The sequence below is a fragment of the Streptomyces sp. 130 genome, from assembly GCF_007096885.1.
GTDB lineage: Bacteria > Actinomycetota > Actinomycetes > Streptomycetales > Streptomycetaceae > Streptomyces.
Genome location: NZ_VJNO01000042.1, coordinates 40,891 through 58,373 on the forward strand (window position 1 = coordinate 40,891; position 17,483 = coordinate 58,373).

Annotated in this window: 15 protein-coding genes; 11 read left to right on the forward strand and 4 right to left on the reverse strand. The window is 70.8% G+C overall.

Annotated elements, in window-relative coordinates; genetic code table 11:
* The first annotated feature begins 104 nt into the window (after positions 1-104).
* Both FKN01_RS27430 and FKN01_RS27435 read left to right on the forward strand, forming a co-directional pair.
* Positions 105-455, forward strand: a complete 351-nt coding sequence (locus tag FKN01_RS27430) for a hypothetical protein (protein WP_143625211.1) — start codon at positions 105-107, stop codon at positions 453-455.
* Between the two features lie 38 nt (positions 456-493).
* Complete coding sequence (locus FKN01_RS27435; protein ID WP_143625213.1) at positions 494-799, forward strand: WXG100 family type VII secretion target; 306 nt, start codon at positions 494-496, stop codon at positions 797-799.
* A gap of 93 nt (positions 800-892) precedes the next feature.
* On the opposite strand, the gene FKN01_RS27440 is transcribed toward FKN01_RS27435, so the two are convergent.
* Positions 893-1,126: a DUF397 domain-containing protein gene (locus tag FKN01_RS27440; RefSeq protein WP_143625215.1), complete on the reverse strand. Its 234-nt coding sequence runs from the start codon at positions 1,124-1,126 to the stop codon at positions 893-895.
* A 98-nt stretch (positions 1,127-1,224) separates the two neighbouring features.
* On the reverse strand, positions 1,225-5,196 hold the full coding sequence (gene eccCa, locus FKN01_RS27445) for a type VII secretion protein EccCa (RefSeq protein WP_185993006.1): 3,972 nt from the start codon (positions 5,194-5,196) through the stop codon (positions 1,225-1,227).
* Positions 5,197-5,403: 207 nt separating this feature from the next.
* Here eccCa and eccD point away from each other — a divergent pair, with 207 nt between their 5' ends.
* The 6 genes from eccD to FKN01_RS27475 all read left to right on the forward strand — a co-directional run bounded on the left by eccD (position 5,404) and on the right by FKN01_RS27475 (position 12,418).
* Positions 5,404-6,843, forward strand: a complete 1,440-nt coding sequence (gene eccD / locus FKN01_RS27450) for a type VII secretion integral membrane protein EccD (RefSeq protein ID WP_143625217.1) — start codon at positions 5,404-5,406, stop codon at positions 6,841-6,843.
* Between the two features lie 176 nt (positions 6,844-7,019).
* Positions 7,020-7,310, forward strand: a complete 291-nt coding sequence (gene rpsO, locus FKN01_RS27455) for a 30S ribosomal protein S15 (RefSeq protein WP_018102307.1) — start codon at positions 7,020-7,022, stop codon at positions 7,308-7,310.
* Between the two features lie 271 nt (positions 7,311-7,581).
* Positions 7,582-9,795: a polyribonucleotide nucleotidyltransferase gene (locus FKN01_RS27460; RefSeq protein WP_143625238.1), complete on the forward strand. Its 2,214-nt coding sequence runs from the start codon at positions 7,582-7,584 to the stop codon at positions 9,793-9,795.
* Positions 9,792-11,171 (forward strand): pitrilysin family protein, encoded by a 1,380-nt coding sequence (locus FKN01_RS27465; RefSeq protein ID WP_143625219.1) that lies wholly within the window; start codon positions 9,792-9,794, stop codon positions 11,169-11,171. The genes FKN01_RS27460 and FKN01_RS27465 overlap by 4 nt, the downstream gene beginning before the upstream one ends.
* Before the next feature lie 21 nt (positions 11,172-11,192).
* Positions 11,193-11,945 carry a 4-hydroxy-tetrahydrodipicolinate reductase gene (dapB, locus tag FKN01_RS27470; RefSeq protein WP_143625221.1) on the forward strand — a complete coding sequence of 251 codons (753 nt, stop codon included), beginning with the start codon at positions 11,193-11,195 and terminating at the stop codon, positions 11,943-11,945.
* Positions 11,946-11,956: 11 nt separating this feature from the next.
* Positions 11,957-12,418: a tetratricopeptide repeat protein gene (locus FKN01_RS27475; RefSeq protein WP_143625224.1), complete on the forward strand. Its 462-nt coding sequence runs from the start codon at positions 11,957-11,959 to the stop codon at positions 12,416-12,418.
* A gap of 67 nt (positions 12,419-12,485) precedes the next feature.
* On the opposite strand, the gene FKN01_RS27480 is transcribed toward FKN01_RS27475, so the two are convergent.
* Complete coding sequence (locus tag FKN01_RS27480) at positions 12,486-13,037, reverse strand: hypothetical protein (RefSeq protein ID WP_143625226.1); 552 nt, start codon at positions 13,035-13,037, stop codon at positions 12,486-12,488.
* Between the two features lie 94 nt (positions 13,038-13,131).
* Positions 13,132-13,371, reverse strand: coding sequence for a hypothetical protein (locus FKN01_RS27485; RefSeq protein ID WP_143625228.1), 240 nt, complete (start codon positions 13,369-13,371; stop codon positions 13,132-13,134).
* 197 nt (positions 13,372-13,568) lie between these two features.
* On the opposite strand from FKN01_RS27485, the gene thyX reads away from it, so the two are divergent.
* The 3 genes from thyX (at position 13,569) to FKN01_RS27500 (ending at position 17,197) form a co-directional block, all read left to right on the forward strand.
* Complete coding sequence (gene thyX, locus FKN01_RS27490; RefSeq protein WP_143625230.1) at positions 13,569-14,309, forward strand: FAD-dependent thymidylate synthase; 741 nt, start codon at positions 13,569-13,571, stop codon at positions 14,307-14,309.
* A 153-nt stretch (positions 14,310-14,462) separates the two neighbouring features.
* Positions 14,463-15,362 carry a 4-hydroxy-tetrahydrodipicolinate synthase gene (gene dapA, locus FKN01_RS27495; protein WP_143625232.1) on the forward strand — a complete coding sequence of 300 codons (900 nt, stop codon included), beginning with the start codon at positions 14,463-14,465 and terminating at the stop codon, positions 15,360-15,362.
* 149 nt (positions 15,363-15,511) lie between these two features.
* Positions 15,512-17,197, forward strand: coding sequence for a ribonuclease J (locus FKN01_RS27500; protein WP_143625234.1), 1,686 nt, complete (start codon positions 15,512-15,514; stop codon positions 17,195-17,197).
* Positions 17,198-17,483 lie beyond the last annotated feature (286 nt).

The window sequence follows — 17,483 nt, forward strand, 5'->3', positions numbered from 1 at the left end:
GGAAACCGGCTCCACGCGCTCGCGCAGGGCTTTCGCGGCGGCCGGGAACGGACGCCGGACTGGCTAGCCTGAGCCGCCTCAACGGCCCAGAGAGAGGACCTCGCATGACCAGCCCCACGGGTGGATTCGCGCTCGCCGACGATCCGGTCGTCCAGGCCAGGAACAAGATCGTCCACACGGCCGATGCGGTGTCCCGCCAGGCCCGGGAGCTGGCCGACGTCCTCGCGACGGTGGGGGCCGGCTGGACCGGCGCGGGCGCCTCGGGGTTCACCTCCGCGCAGCTCGTGGTCAACGAGGACCACGACGAGATCCGGCGCCTCCTCGGCGTACTGCTCAACGCCGTCGACGGCACCATGAACCTCAGCAACGCGAATGACGAGGAGGTCCGCGCGGCCTTCAAGGCGGTGCGGGAACCGGCTTCCACGGGCGGCACCTCAGCCCTCAACGGCGTCTGAACCCGGCACCGTTCCCCGACACGACCAGAGGAAACCCGATGGGGTACGACCCGCACACCAAGGTCAGGTACGAGAGCGTCCAGGAGGTCGCCAACCGCATCCGCGCGGTCTCGCGGAACATCTGCCGGGACCTGGAGGAGATGGACGGCGCGCTCAAGGTCGTCACCGACACCTGGGACGGCCAGGCGCACGCAGAGTACGTGACCCTCCAGCACAAGTACCGGAACAAGGCCGGCCACATGAGGGCCCGGCTCGAAGAGGTCGCGAGGCTCATCGAGACCGGCAAGGACCACTACCGGGCCACGGACCTCCGCTCCTCACGTCTCTTCACCGAGGCGTACTGAGCCGGGGCGAGGCCGACCGCACGGAACCACCGGGCCCGGACGTACGAAGGGGCACGTTCACCCGAACGTGCCCCCACTCGTACCCGGCGCCGACTACGGAAGGTCGAACTCGCCGTCCCTGGCGCCCAGGACGAACGCGGTCCACTCGGCCTCCGTGTACCTGAGCACCGTGTCCGGGTCAAGAGAGGACCGCATGGCCACCCCGCCGCCGGGAAGGTGCGCGATCTCGACGCGCTCCTCCTCCTGCTCCGTCCCGGGAGCACATAGCCATTCCACCCCCGAGATGTCGAGTGCGTACAGCTCGTCCTTCTCCGCCTGCGTGCCCATCGTGAGGGCTCCTTTCCGTACCTGCCTCTGCACGGCACCGTACAGGCAACACGGCGGCCGGGGGCCCGCTCCGCCGAACCCCCGTGACCGCGCGGAACTCAGCCCCGCTCCGGTAGCCAGCCGGTCTGCACGAGGCTCTTCCCACCACGCCGGGTCACCATGCACGCACGCCCCGGTGGCATGGGGCGGGCCCGCACCGAACCGACCAGATCGCCCTCCGCCGGGTCGCCCGACAGCACCACCCCCTGCGCGCCCAGCTCCTTGATCCGTTGCAGGAACGGCTCGTACATCGCACGGGACGCACCGGCACAGCCGCGCGCGACGACGAAGCGCACCCCGGTGTCCCGCGCGAACGGCAGACAGTCCGCGAGAGCGGCGAGCGGGCTGCCCGTACCCGTCGCGACCAGGTCGTAGTCGTCCACCACGACGAAGATCCGCGGCCCCGTCCACCAACTGCGCTCCCGCAACTGCCGGGGCGTGACATCCGCCGGCGGCCGGCGCCGCGCGAACACCCCGGCCAGCGCCTCCATATGCGTCGCGAGCGCGTCCGGCGTCGGCGCGTACTCCAGCAGATGGCTCTCCGGCAGGGCGCCCAGCAGCCCCCGCCGGTAGTCCCCGACGACGAGCTTCGCCTCGTCGGGGGAGTAGCGGCGGGCGATCTGCCGGGCCAGCAGCCGAAGCAGAGCCGTCTTCCCCGATTCGCTCTCCCCGAACACCAGAAGGAAGGGATCGGCGTCGAAGTCCACGAACACCGGCTCCAGATCGGCCTCGGCGATGCCGATCGCGACGCCCCGCTCCGGGAATTCGTCCCCCTTGGGCAGCCGCCCAGCAGGGAGCACGGCGGGCAGCAGTCGTACGGGCGGGGCCGGCGGACCCGCCCAGTCCCCCCGGATTCGCTCGGCCAGCGCCGCCGTACGCTCCGGGAGAACGGCCGCGTCCTCGACCGCGCCGAGGCACGGCGACGCGGCCAGAAAGTGCAGCCCCTCCGCCACCTGGCCCCGGCCCGGCACACCGGGGGGCACCTGAGCGGCGACCTTCCGGTCGAACTCCGAGTCCGAGACGTCACCGAGCCGCAGTTCCAGCCGCCCGGCCAGCTGGTCCTTCAACGCGGCCCGCACCTCGAAGTAGCGGGCGGCGGTGAGCACCACATGCACCCCGTAGCCGAGCCCCCGGGCCGCGATGTCGGTGACGACCGGCTCCAACTCCTCGTATTCCGTGCGGAAGCCGCCCCAGCCGTCCACGACCAGGAAGACGTCGCCCCACGCCTCACCGGGCAGACCGCCCCGGGCCCGCTCGCTCCGGTACGCGGCCATGGAACCGATGCCCCGTGCCCGGAACACCTCCTCACGGGCCCGCAGCACCCCGGCAACCTCCGCGACCGTACGCCGCACTCGCTCGGGGTCCAGCCGCGAGGCGACCGATCCCACATGCGGCAGGCCCGACAGCGCCGCCAGCGCGCCACCGCCGAAATCGAGGCAGTAGAACTGGACTTCCCCCGGGGTGTGGGTCAGCGCGAAGGACATCACCAGCGTGCGCAGCACCGTGGACTTGCCGGACTGCGGCCCGCCGACCACCAGCATGTGACCCGCCGCCCCGGAGAAGTCCTGGAACAGCACCTCGCGCCGCTGCTCGAACGGCTTGTCCACGAGCCCCAGCGGAACGGTCAGCCCACCGCGTACGCCGTCCCCCGCGACGGTGAACCCCCGCTCCGGGTCCGTCCCGAGGCCCGGCAGCAGCGCGTCCAGCCCCGGCGACCGGTCCAGCGGAGGCAGCCACACCTGGTGGGCGGGCGCACCCCGTCCCTCGAGCCGCCGCACCACCACGTCGAGCACGGACTCCACAACCGCGCCGCCCCCGCACGCCGGGGAAGCGGGGGCCGGAGCGCGGGTCGCGTCAGCCACCGGCACCGGCAGCGCGGTGAACAGCGCCGCCACGAGACCGCCCGATCCCTCGTCGGCAGCCCGTCCCGGCCCGCCCGGCCGGTACGGCCCCGAGACGTACGCCGCCTTGAAGCGCGTCAGTTCCCGCGTACCGGTCCTCAGAAACCCGGAACCGGGCAGCGGTGGCAGGTCGTACGCGTCCGGCACCCCCAGCGCGGCCCGCGACTCCTCCGCAGAGAACGTGCGCAGCCCGATCCGGTACGAGAGATAGGTCTCCAGGCCCCGCAGCCTGCCCTCCTCAAGGCGCTGGGACGCCAGCAGCAGATGCACACCCAGCGAACGGCCGATGCGCCCGATCCTGATGAACGTGTCGATGAAATCGGGTTTGGCGGTCAGGAGTTCGGAGAACTCGTCGATCACCAGCACCAGGGTGGCCAGCGGTTCCAGCGCGGCACCCGCCGACCGCGCCCGCTCGTAGTCGTGGACGCCGGCGAAATTGCCCGCCGCCCGCAGCAGTTCCTGACGGCGCTGGAGCTCGCCCCGCAGCGCGTCGCCCATCCGGTCGACCAGCGCCAAATCGTCGGCCAGATTGGTGATGACGGCGGCCACATGCGGCATCCCCGCCATCCCCGCGAACGTCGCCCCGCCCTTGAAGTCGGCCAGCACGAAGTTCAGCGTTTCGGAGGAATGAGTGACGGCAAGACCGAGCACCAGCGTCCGCAGCAGCTCGGACTTCCCCGAACCGGTCGCGCCCACGCACAGCCCGTGCGGCCCCATCCCGTCGAGCGCCGACTCCTTCAGGTCCAGCACCACCGGGACACCGTCCTCACCCACCCCGATGGGCACCCGCAACCGCTCCGCCACCGGCCGGGGCCGCCAGGTCCGCTCTACCTCCACCGCATCCGCGTCGCCCAGGTCCAGCAGATCCGTGAAGTCCAGCGCGGACAGCAGCGGCTCGTCCCCGTCCCGCCCGCCGGCCCGCAACGGAGCGAGCCGCCTGGCCAGCGCCTCCGCCGCCGGCAGCGACAGCGCGTCCGGCACACCAACCCCGCACTCCGCCTCCAGCACACCGGGACGCACCCGCACACACAGAGCACCGCGCGGCCCCTCCGCGTCACCCGGGACCACCTCGTCCAGCGTCACCCCCTCCGCGTCACCCGGGACCACCTCGACCAGCGTCACCCCCTCCACGCCCCCCGCCGCACCCAGCACCGAACCAGGCGCCACCCCCACCCCGTCCAGCACCACGACGACGTGCGGCCGGTCCGGCGGCGGCGCCCCCTCCGGTGTGAAACGCCCCCGCCCCTCCAGCAGCGCGCCGAGCACGGGCTCCAGACCGGCCGTATCCCGCGCGAACAGCCGCTTCGCGCCGGCCCCGTCCACCTCACCGGGCACCTGGACATGCGGCAGCCACTTCACCCACTCCCAGCACACCGCCGCGTCCCGCGCCGCCACCACCGCCACGACCAGATCCCGGGGCGAGTGCCACACCACCAGCTGGGCCACCAGCGCCCGCGCCGCCGCCCCGGCCGGCTCCGCCGCACCACTCAGCCGCACCCGGTACGTCCCCCGCAGCGAAACACACAACGGCAAGCCGTCCACCGAGCCGTGCACCGCCACGAACCGCCGCACCGCGTCCGCGCACACCGGCTCCGGCTCACCCGCGGCGTCCTCCGGCACGGCCAACGGGGTCGCGAGCCGCTGCCTGCCGAGCCCGACCCGCACCACCCCGAAATCCGCGTCGCCGAGACGCCGCTCCCACACCCGGCTCCCGCCGGCGACCACCGCCCACAGCTGATCGGCGGCAGGATGCGTGAACAGCAGCCCGTCGCGCTGGGCCCGCGCCGTCCGCCGCACCGCACGGCGGGCCCGCGCCAGCCGGGCGAGGTAGTCGCGCCGGACATCCGCCGCCCGCCCCTGCGTACCGCGCCGGTACCGCACCACCTGGGCCACCACCATCGCCAGCGTCGACACCAGCATCAGCACACCCATCACCCGCATGAACGGCGGCGCCTGCGGCGAGAAGAAGAACACCACCGACGACGCCATGCCCAGCACCGGAAGCAGCTGCGTCAGCACGCCCTCCCGCTGCCCGCGCGGCAGCACCGGAGGCGGCTCCAACAACACCTCCTTCGAGGGAACTTCCGGCGGCAGCAGGCGGGGCGGACGCTTCACGACGATCTGACTCACCGGTGCATCGATCCTTGGGTGCGGACGTGTGTGGGACGCGGCGAAAGGGGAAGAGCGCGCCGACGCGGGCGCGCCTCGCAAGGACACCCCCAGCCCCGAAGCGCCCGTGATCCTACGCACTGTCAGCCTTCGCCCCGATCCGCCCGATAAGGTGACCCGCCAACCGTGCGGACACCGCCGAGCAGCGACGAACAGGGGCCCCGACACGTGAGTCAGACCGCTACGACCGGCTTCCGCCGCGTCACCGTCGTCACGCCCGACAGCCGCATCGACGTCGCCCTGCCCGAGGACATCGCCGCCGCCGACATCTGGCCCGAGATCCTGCGCCTCACCGGACCGGGCGGACCCGCCACCGCACCCCCCGGCCACCACCTCGTCAGGCTCGACGGAACGGTCCTGGACGGCGCCCGCACCCTCGCCGCCCAACGCGTCCTCGACGGCGAGATCCTCACCCTGCGCCCCTTCGCCGCCTCGCTCCCCCCGCCCGTCTTCGACGACGTCGCCGACGCCATCGCCTCGGCCACCGCCCGCGACCGCCACCTGTGGAGCGACGACCTGCTGCGCGTCGCGGCCCCGGCGGCCGGCGCGCTGCTCCTCGTCCTGGCGGCCCTCGTCCTGTGGCGGGCCGACCCGGTCCACCACGCCCCGCACGGAGCGCCGGGAGCCGCCGCGGGCATCGCCGGCCTCCTGTCCGCCACCGTCGCCGCGGTACGCGCCCGGGTCCACGCCGACCGCGTCACCGCCGCCGCGCTCGGCCTGGGCGCCCTACCGCTGGTCCTCCTCGCCGGCTCCGGCCTCATCGCCCCGGAACCGGACAGGGGCGCGGGCCGCCTGCAGTTCCTGATCGGCTGCGCCGCCGTCCTCGTCGTCTCGGCCGCCCTCACCGCGCTCGCCCCGTGCGGCGACGCCCCCTTCGTGGGCGCGGCCTTCCTCTCCGGCGCCGGCGCGCTGGCCGCGTCCGCCGCGATCCTCACCGATGCGTCCGCCACCGCCACGGCCGCCGTCTGCGTCCCCGCCGCCCTCGGCCTCATCGCGTTCCTGCCCGGCCTCTCCGCCCGTTTCGCCCGGCTCCCGACCGGGTACGCCGCGCCGTCGCCGACGGGCCCCCTCGGCGACGGGCCCGAAGAGCACGAGCACCCCGACGACACCCCCGTCGACACCCGCCTCGTCGCTGACCGGGCCCGGCGCGGCCACGAACTGCTGCTCGGCCTGGCCGGGGGCTGCGCGGGCCTGGCCGCCTCGGCCGCCGCGGTCCTCGGCGCCTCCGGCGACACCTGGGCCCGCCTCCTCGCCCTCGCGGCCGGGCTCGCGCTGCTGCTCCGCGCCCGCCTCTTCCGGTACACCGCCCAGGTCGCCTGCCTGCTCATCGCGGGCGTCGGCGCGCTCGCCGCCCCGGTCACCGGCCTCGCCCTCACCGTCCAGGGAGACGACCCGGCCCGCTACCCCCGTACCACCGGACTGTGCGCGGCCCTCGTCGCCGGCGCCCTACTCCTCGCCGCCGCCGGGACGACCGTCCCGCGCAAGGGCCTCTCCCCGTTCTGGGGCAGATTCCTGGACCTGGCCGAGAGCGCGCTGCTGCTCTCGCTCGTGCCGCTCTGCCTCGCCGTCCTGGACCTCTACACGCGCGCGCGGGCGCTCACCGGCTGACGACCGGCGGGGCCGGCCGGGGCGGCTGGTAGTCTGGCTGTGGCCGTTTGTGTACGCGTTCCCGGTTCGCTCTGGGAACTGCGCTCATCGGACCCTCGCTCCCGAGTCACCCAAGCTCCCCTGAGAACCAGACCAGGGGCACTCGTGGGCGCATCGAACACCAAGAGGAGTACCGCGTGCCGCTCGACGCCGCTACGAAGAAGCAGATCATGACCGAGTTCGCGACGAAGGAGGGCGACACCGGTTCCCCCGAGGTCCAGGTCGCCATGCTCTCGCGCCGCATCTCGGACCTGACGGAGCACCTCAAGACGCACAAGCACGACCACCACTCCCGTCGTGGTCTGCTGATCCTGGTCGGCCAGCGCCGCCGCCTCCTGCAGTACCTGGCCAAGAAGGACATCCAGCGCTTCCGTGCGCTCGTCGACCGCCTCGGCATCCGCCGCGGTGCGGCCGGCGGCGCCAAGTAAGACCGCTGCGCAAGGGAGCGGTTCCCTCACTCAGGGAGCCGCTCCCTTTGCCGTACGTGCGGTACCGGGGGCAACCTCAGTAACCTGGACGTACAACAACAGACGAGGAGAGGCGCCGCACGGCCGCCGCCGGTCCTCGGTAGTGGCCCCCGGGACAACGCCCGGGAGCTTCGATCGAAGACCGGCCCCGCACAGACGGCGCGCTTCTCCGCTCCGTCCGGACGCCACACGGGCGCCCGGACGAAAGACGACGAGTATGGAGAATTCACTAGTGGAGAACGAGACCCACTACGCCGAGGCCGTCATCGACAACGGCACCTTCGGCACCCGCACCATCCGCTTCGAGACGGGCCGGCTGGCCAAGCAGGCCGCCGGCTCCGCCGTCGCGTACCTGGACGACGACACCATGGTGCTGTCGGCCACCACCGCTTCCAAGCGGCCCAAGGACCAGCTCGACTTCTTCCCCCTGACGGTGGACGTCGAGGAGCGGCAGTACGCCGCGGGCAAGATCCCCGGCTCGTTCTTCCGCCGTGAGGGACGCCCCTCCGAGGACGCGATCCTCACCTGCCGTCTGATCGACCGGCCGCTGCGCCCGTCCTTCGCCAAGGGCCTGCGCAACGAGATCCAGATCGTCGAGACGGTCATGGCGCTCAACCCCGACCACCTGTACGACGTCATCGCGATCAACGCCGCCTCCTGCTCCACGCAGCTGGCCGGCCTGCCCTTCTCCGGCCCGATCGGCGGCACCCGCGTCGCCCTGATCAAGGGCCAGTGGGTCGCCTTCCCGACGCACACCGAGCTCGAGGACGCCGTCTTCGACATGGTCGTCGCGGGCCGCGTCCTGGAGGACGGCGACGTCGCGATCATGATGGTCGAGGCCGAGGCCACCGAGAAGACCATCCAGCTCGTCAAGGAAGGCGCCGAGGCCCCGACCGAAGAGGTCGTCGCCGCCGGTCTGGAAGCCGCGAAGCCCTTCATCAAGGTGCTCTGCAAGGCCCAGTCCGACCTCGCCGCCAAGGCCGCCAAGCCCACCGGCGAGTTCCCGGTCTTCCTCGACTACCAGGACGACGTCCTGGAGGCGCTCACCAAGGCCGTCAGCACCGAGCTCGCCAAGGCGCTCACCATCGCCGGCAAGCAGGAGCGCGAGGCGGAGCTCGACCGCATCAAGGAGATCGCGGGCGAGAAGCTCCTCCCCGAGTTCGAGGGCCGCGAGAAGGAGATCTCCGGCGCCTACCGCGCGCTGACCAAGAAGCTGGTCCGCGAGCGCGTCATCAAGGACAAGGTCCGCATCGACGGCCGCGGCGTCACGGACATCCGTACGCTCGCCGCCGAGGTCGAGGCCATCCCGCGCGTGCACGGCTCCGCCCTGTTCGAGCGCGGCGAGACCCAGATCCTGGGCGTCACCACCCTCAACATGCTCCGCATGGAGCAGCAGCTGGACACCCTCTCCCCGGTGACCCGCAAGCGCTACATGCACAACTACAACTTCCCGCCGTACTCCGTCGGCGAGACCGGCCGCGTGGGCTCGCCCAAGCGCCGCGAGATCGGCCACGGCGCGCTCGCCGAGCGCGCGATCGTGCCCGTCCTCCCGTCCCGCGAGGAGTTCCCCTACGCGATCCGCCAGGTCTCCGAGGCCCTGGGCTCCAACGGCTCGACGTCCATGGGTTCGGTCTGCGCCTCCACCATGTCCCTGCTGAACGCCGGTGTGCCCCTCAAGGCCGCCGTCGCCGGCATCGCCATGGGCCTGATCTCCCAGGAGATCGACGGCAAGACCCACTACGTCGCCCTCACCGACATCCTCGGTGCCGAGGACGCGTTCGGTGACATGGACTTCAAGGTCGCCGGTACGAAGCAGTTCGTCACCGCGCTCCAGCTCGACACCAAGCTCGACGGCATCCCCGCCTCGGTCCTGGCCGCCGCGCTGAAGCAGGCCCGCGACGCCCGCCTCCACATCCTCGACGTGATGAACGAGGCCATCGACGTCCCGGACGAAATGTCCCCGAACGCCCCGCGGATCATCACCGTCAAGATCCCGGTGGACAAGATCGGTGAGGTCATCGGCCCCAAGGGCAAGATGATCAACCAGATCCAGGAGGACACCGGCGCCGACATCACGATCGAGGACGACGGCACCATCTACATCGGTGCCCAGCAGGGCTCGCAGGCCGAGGCCGCCCGCGCCACGATCAACGCCATCGCCAACCCGACCATGCCGGAGGTCGGCGAGCGTTACCTGGGCACGGTCGTCAAGACCACCACCTTCGGTGCGTTCGTCTCGCTCATGCCGGGCAAGGACGGCCTGCTGCACATCTCGCAGATCCGGAAGCTGGCCGGCGGCAAGCGCGTGGAGAACGTCGAGGACGTTCTCGGCGTCGGCGCCAAGGTCCAGGTCGAGATCGCCGAGATCGACTCCCGCGGCAAGCTCTCCCTCGTCCCCGTCATCGAGGGCGAAGAAGACGAGAAGAAGGACGACGCCGCCAAGTGACGTCCCGTAGTTCCGCGACGACGGCCCGCCCCTCCTCGGAGGGGCGGGCCGTCGCCCGTACCCAAACGCTTCTCAAGGGCAGCAACGGCATCGGCACGGTCCGCCGTACGGTCCTCCCGGGCGGCCTCCGCGTCGTCACCGAGACCCTGCCCTCCGTACGCTCCGCCACCTTCGGCATCTGGGCGAACGTCGGCTCGCGCGACGAGACGCCCGCCCTGAACGGCGCGACGCACTACCTCGAACACCTCCTCTTCAAGGGCACCGCCAAGCGCAGCGCCCTCGACATCTCCTCCGCCATCGACGCGGTCGGCGGCGAGATGAACGCCTTCACGGCGAAGGAGTACACCTGCTACTACGCGCGGGTCCTCGACACGGACCTGCCGCTCGCCATCGACGTCGTCTGCGACATGCTGACCGGCTCGCTGATCGCCCCCGAGGACGTCGACGCCGAGCGCGGCGTCATCCTCGAAGAGATCGCGATGACGGAGGACGACCCGGGCGACTGCGTGCACGACCTGTTCGCGCACACCATGCTCGGCGACACCCCGCTCGGCCGCCCCGTCCTCGGCACCGTCGACACGATCAACGCCCTGAACCGCGGCCAGATCGCCCGCTTCTACAAGAAGCACTACGACCCCACCCGCCTCGTCGTCGCCGCCGCGGGCAACATCGACCACGCCACCGTCGTACGCCAGGTCCGCAAGGCGTTCGACAGGGCCGGCGCCCTCTCCCGTACGGACGCGGTCCCCACCGCGCCCCGCGAGGGCTCCCGCGCCCTGCGTACCGCCGGCCGGGTCGAGGTCCTGGGCCGCAAGACCGAGCAGGCCCACGTGGTCCTCGGCATGCCCGGCCTGGCCCGCACCGACGAACGCCGCTGGGCCCTCGGCGTCCTCAACACCGCCCTCGGCGGCGGCATGAGCTCCCGCCTCTTCCAGGAGGTACGGGAGAAGCGCGGCCTCGCCTACAGCGTCTACTCGTACACCTCGGGCTTCGCCGACTGCGGCTTGTTCGGTGTGTACGCGGGCTGCCGCCCGAACCAGGTGCACGACGTCCTCAAGATCTGCCGCGACGAGCTCGACCGGGTCGCCACGGACGGGCTGAGCGACGAGGAGATCAGCCGCGCCATCGGCCAGCTGTCCGGTTCCACCGTCCTCGGTCTGGAGGACACCGGCGCCCTGATGAACCGCATCGGCAAGAGCGAGCTGTGCTGGGGCGAGCAGATGTCGGTGGACGAGATGCTGGCCCGGATCAGCGAGGTGACACCGGATGACATCCGCTCCGTGGCGGGCGAGATACTCGGACACCGCCCCTCGCTGTCCGTCATCGGACCGCTCAAGGACAAGCAGGCCGCCCGTCTCCACGAAGCGGTCGCCTGAAACCCTCAAGGAAGCAGAGCAATGAGCAAGCTGCGCGTGGCCGTTCTGGGTGCCAAGGGCCGTATCGGTTCCGAGGCGGTACGAGCCGTCGAGGCCGCCGACGACCTGGAGCTGGTGGCCGCACTCGGCCGGGGCGACAAGCTGGAGACCCTCGCGGAGACCGGAGCCCAGGTCGCCGTTGAGCTGACCACCCCCGCCTCGGTGATGGAAAACCTCGAGTACTGCGTAGGCCACGGCATCCACGCGGTGGTCGGCACCACCGGCTGGACCGACGAACGGCTCGCGCAGCTCGACACCTGGCTCGCCGCCTCCCCGGGCACCGGTGTGCTCATCGCACCGAACTTCTCCATCGGCGCGGTCCTCACCATGAAGTTCGCCCAGCAGGCGGCCCGCTACTTCGAGTCCGTCGAGGTCATCGAGCTCCACCACCCCAACAAGGCCGACGCCCCCTCGGGCACCGCCGCCCGCACCGCCCAGCTCATCGCCGCGGCCCGCCGCGAGGCGGACCGCGGCCCGCAGCCGGATGCCACCAGCACCGCCCTGGACGGGGCGCGCGGTGCCGACGTCGACGGCGTCCCGGTCCACTCGGTCCGCCTCCGCGGCCTCCTTGCCCACCAGGAGGTGCTCCTCGGCGGCGAGGGCGAGATCCTCACCATCCGGCACGACTCCCTGCACCACAGCAGCTTCATGCCCGGCATCCTGCTCGGCGCCCGCCGCGTGGCGACCACTCCCGGCCTCACGTTCGGCCTGGAACACTTCCTCGACCTGAACTGACTGGCCCCGCCATGCGCGCAAAGATCACCTACGTCGTCACCGCTGCCGTCCTGGTCTTCTACTTCGTCCTGGTCGGCAGCCGTGGCGTCCTGCTCATCAAGCACGGCACCCTCATCACGGTGACCTTCGGGATCGCCGTGCTGGTCCTGCCGGCGATCGGCGTGTGGTTCCTGTGGAAGAACACCCAGTTCGTCCGCAGGGCCAACGCCCTGGCCGCCGAACTGGACGCGGAGGGCGGCCTTCCCGTCGACGAACTGCTGCGCACCCCCAGCGGCCGCATCGACCGGGCCTCCGCCGACGCGGTGTTCGAACGCCGCCGCGAGGAGACGGAGGACAACCCGGGCGACTGGCGCTGCTGGTTCCGCCTGGCAGTCGCCTACCAGGACGCCCGCGACACCCCCCGGGCCCGCAAGGCGATGCAGCGGGCAATCGCCCTGCACCGGACCGGCGCCTCCAGCCCGTCCGGCGTGTGAGGACAAAAAAGAGCCGTCCGGCGATTGAGGACACCTCACTCACCGGACGGCTCGCGCCACGGACCCGCTACCGCGGGCGATACTCGTCTCCCCACGCCTCAATCGTGTCCGCGGCCCGATCGAACGCCTCCCCCCGCGCGAGAAAATCCGCGTTGGAGTCCGTGAGCAGCGGCGGCACGGCGTCCCCGCCCTTACGGACGACGATCAGCGCCTGGCCCTGCACGGTACGGGGAAACCCGAGCCACTTCACCGGCTGCTGCACCGTACGTACGGCAGTGGCCCGGCTCCACGGAACGGTCGTCGTACGGAAGAAGCCCACCCGGCGCACACCGTGCCGGCTCACCCAGGCACCGATGCGCAGCATCCGCAGGGCGCACAGGATGATCGCGAGGGCGAGCGCGAGACACGCCCCAGCCCCGGGCAGCGCTCCGGCGAACGCGATGATCATCCCGGCGATCAGGATGAACGAGGCGAGCAGCAGCAGACCGGCCGCGGCGGCGACCCGCCACGGACCGGGACGGTAGGGCCGCCGCCAGCTGTCGTGGTCGTCGAACGGCAGCGCGGCATCCTCCGCGTTCGCGTCGAATGCGCGGTCGGCCGTCAGAAAGGGCAGGGGCACGACTGATCCTCACTCACAAGCACGCTCGATTGCTGTGCCCGGTGAGGCTACCGAGGAGATGCCCGGACCGACCACCCCAGGGGGTCCGTCCGGGTCAGCGCCCGTGCGCCGCCTCGGTCTGCTGTGTGTGCGCCGGTGCCTGCTCGGGCCCCAGCGCCGGCAGGCCGAGGAGCAGCGACCCCGCGATACCGCCGACGACGACGAGGCCGATCAGAGCGCGCCCGGCCCGTTCGGAGACCGTACTGCGGGGGCGGGGCGGCGGTGTGACGTTACTGCGGAACCGCTCGGCCTCGGCTACGAACGAGAACGGGACGGATTCACGCCGGCGGAACATGGGGTGGCTCTCCTTGGAGTCTCTTTCAGGTGGTGCTAACGAGTCAGACGCACGACTACCCCGATCGGTGCCCCGAATCGCCCGATGAAATCAGAAAAAACCGGAAAGACGTTCCCGCCCAAGCCGCGCGCAAACGCTGTGAGCCCGGCCCGTAGAGTGGGCGCCGCCCGAGCGACGCCATTGGAAGGATCCTGCCGGTGACCGACGACACCCCCGAGCCCACGAAGGCCCATTTCCGCAGCGACGTCACCGTCGACCTGGTGAAGTCCGCCGCGGGCGACGCCGACGTCCTGTTCGCCGCCCGTGTGTCCACGGCCGGTGAGCAGTCCCTGGAAGAGATCGCCAAGGACCCCGAGCGCTCGAAGGGCCTCATCAACTACCTGATGCGGGACCGGCACGGCAGCCCGTTCGAGCACAACTCGATGACCTTCTTCATCAGCGCCCCGATCTTCGTGTTCCGCGAGTTCATGCGGCACCGCGTCGGCTGGTCGTACAACGAGGAGTCGGGCCGCTACAGGGAGCTGCAGCCGGTCTTCTACGTCCCCGACACCTCCCGCAAGCTCATCCAGCAGGGCCGCCCCGGCAAGTACGAGTTCGTCGAGGGCACACCGGAGCAGCACGCGGTCACCAGCCGGGCCATGGAGGAGTCCTACCGGCAGGCGTACGAGGCGTACCAGGAGATGCTGGCGGCGGGCGTGGCCCGCGAGGTGGCCCGCGCGGTGCTCCCGGTCGGCCTGTTCTCGACGATGTACGCCACGTGCAACGCGCGCTCCCTGATGCACTTCCTCGGCCTGCGCACGCAGCACGAGATGGCGAAGGTGCCCTCGTTCCCGCAGCGGGAGATCGAGATGGTGGGCGAGCAGATGGAGGCCCACTGGGCCCGGCTGATGCCCCTCACCCATGCAGCCTTCAACAGAAATGGACGCGTCGCCCCATAGAGCGGTGTCCGTATTGCGGCGTTTCGAGAAGTTCATCTAGGCTGATCAAACGGACCCGGCACTGCTTGAACCCCCGAGCAGGCAGTGCCGGGCTCCTCTTGCTTGTCCCCCCGAGGGGGCACCACGCGTCGAGCAGCGAGTAGCGTGTTACCCATGGCTCCGATCTCCACTCCGCAGACCCCCTTCGGGCGGGTCCTCACCGCTATGGTCACGCCGTTCACGGCGGACGGCGCTCTCGACATCGAGGGCGCGCAGCGGCTCGCCACCCACCTGGTGGACGCAGGCAACGACGGCCTGATCATCAACGGCACCACCGGCGAGTCCCCGACCACCAGCGACGCGGAGAAAGACCAGCTCGTCAGGGCCGTCCTCGAAGCGGTGGGCGACCGTGCGCACATCGTCGCCGGCATCGGGACCAACGACACCCGGCACAGCATCGAGCTCGCCCGCGCCGCCGAGCGCAGCGGCGTCCACGGCCTCCTCGCCGTGACCCCGTACTACAACAAGCCGCCGCAGGAGGGCCTGCTGCGGCACTTCACCGCCATCGCGGACGCCACCGGCCTGCCGGTGATGCTCTACGACATCCCGGGCCGCAGCGGTGTGCCGATCGACACGGAGACGCTGGTACGGCTCTCCGAGCACCCCCGCATCGTCGCCAACAAGGACGCCAAGGGCGACCTGGGCCGCGCGAGCTGGGCCATCGCCCGCTCGGGCCTCGCCTGGTACTCCGGCGACGACATGCTGAATCTGCCCCTGCTGTCCGTCGGCGCGGTCGGTGTGGTCTCCGTCGTCGGCCATGTCGTCACCCCGGACCTGCGGGCGCTCATCGAGGCCCACCTCGGCGGAGACGTACAGAAGGCCACCGAGATCCACCAGAAGCTGCTCCCGGTCTTCACCGGCATGTTCCGCACCCAGGGTGTGATCACCACCAAGGCCGCGCTGACGCTGCAGGGCCTCCCGGCGGGCCCGCTCCGGCTGCCCCTGGTGGAGCTGACCGCGCAGGAGACGGCCCAGCTCAAGATCGATCTCGCCGCCGGCGGGGTAGAGCTCTGACAACCGACTTCACAACTGAATACGCGAGACACAGCTGAACACGTGGGGAAACCCGCACCACAGCACCACCCAAGACAACAGCAAGTGCACGAATGACATGCGCGCCACGTGCCCAAGCGGTACGTGGCGCGCGTGGTAAGGAGAGTCTTTTGAGTCATCCGCATCCTGAACTCGGCACCCCGCCGAAGCTCGCGAAGGGCGCCCTCCGGGTCACCCCGCTCGGCGGTCTCGGCGAGATCGGCCGGAACATGACCGTCTTCGAGTACGGCGGCCGTCTGCTCATCGTCGACTGCGGTGTCCTCTTCCCCGAGGAGGAGCAGCCCGGGATCGACCTCATCCTGCCGGACTTCACGACCATCCGGGACCGCCTGGACGACGTCGAGGGCATCGTCCTCACGCACGGCCACGAGGACCACATCGGCGGTGTTCCGTACCTCCTCCGCCTGAAGCCGGACATCCCGCTCATCGGTTCCAAGCTGACCCTCGCGCTGATCGAGGCCAAGCTCCAGGAGCACCGCATCCGTCCGTACACCCTGGAGGTGGCGGAGGGGCAGCGCGAGCGCATCGGGGTCTTCGACTGCGAATTCGTCGCGGTCAACCACTCCATCCCGGACGCCCTCGCGGTCGCCATCCGGACCCCTGCGGGCATGGCCGTCGCCACCGGTGACTTCAAGATGGACCAGCTTCCGCTGGACGGCCGCCTCACCGACCTGCACGCCTTCGCCCGGCTGAGCGAGGAGGGCATCGACCTTCTGCTCTCCGACTCCACGAACGCCGAGGTCCCGGGCTTCGTACCGCCCGAGCGGGACATCCAGAACGTCCTGCGCAACGTCTTCGCCAATGCGCAGAAGCGCATCATCGTGGCCAGCTTCGCCAGCCATGTGCACCGCATCCAGCAGATCCTGGACACGGCCCACGAGTACGGCCGCCGGGTCGCCTTCGTCGGGCGGTCGATGGTCCGCAACATGGGCATCGCCCGCGACCTGGGCTATCTGAAGGTTCCCGCCGGGCTCGTCGTGGACGTCAAGACTCTGGACGACCTGCCGGACGACGAGGTCGTGCTCGTCTGCACCGGTTCGCAGGGCGAACCGATGGCGGCCCTCTCCAGGATGGCCAACCGCGACCACCAGATCCGCATCGTCCAGGGCGACACGGTCATCCTGGCCTCTTCCCTGATCCCGGGGAACGAGAACGCGGTCTACCGAGTGATCAACGGCCTCTCGCGCTGGGGCGCCAACGTCGTGCACAAGGGCAACGCCAAGGTCCACGTCTCGGGCCACGCCTCGGCCGGCGAGCTGCTGTACTTCTACAACATCTGCCGCCCGAAGAACCTGATGCCGGTCCACGGTGAATGGCGCCACCTGCGGGCCAACGCCGAGCTCGGCGCCCTGACCGGCGTGCCGAAGGACCACATCGTCATCGCCGAGGACGGTGTGGTCGTCGACCTCATCGACGGCAAGGCGAAGATCGTCGGCAAGGTCCAGGCCGGTTACGTGTATGTGGACGGCCTCTCGGTCGGCGATGTCACGGAGAGCTCGCTCAAGGACCGCCGCATCCTCGGCGACGAGGGCATCATCTCGGTGTTCCTGGTGGTCGACAGCACCTCGGGCAAGATCGTGGGCGGCCCGCACATCCAGGCCCGCGGTTCCGGTATCGACGACGCGGCGTTCACCGCGGTCGTCCCGAAGATCGAGGACGCGCTCAACAAGTCGGCCCAGGACGGCGTGATGGAGCCGCACCAGCTCCAGCAGCTGATCCGCCGCACGGTGGGCAAGTGGGTCTCGGACACCTACCGCCGGCGCCCGATGATCCTCCCCGTCGTCGTCGAGGTCTGACCCTCCGACAGGCGCGAACTCCGGAGCGGGGCCCTCGATTTGCATCGGGGCGCCCCGCTCCAGTACGTTTACGTCTCCGCCTCACCGGGAAGCAGCGAGCGCACCTGTGCGCCCCGAAGCTTCCGAGAGGGGGTGGGAATTCCGACTCAGAACTTCTGATAAAGTCGGAGCCGCCGGAAAGGGAAACGCGAAAGCGAAGAACTGGAAAGCGAAAAGTGCTTGACCCGCTTCGACCGGGAATCGGACACGAAAGAGTCTGATAGAGTCGGAAACGCAAGACCGAAGG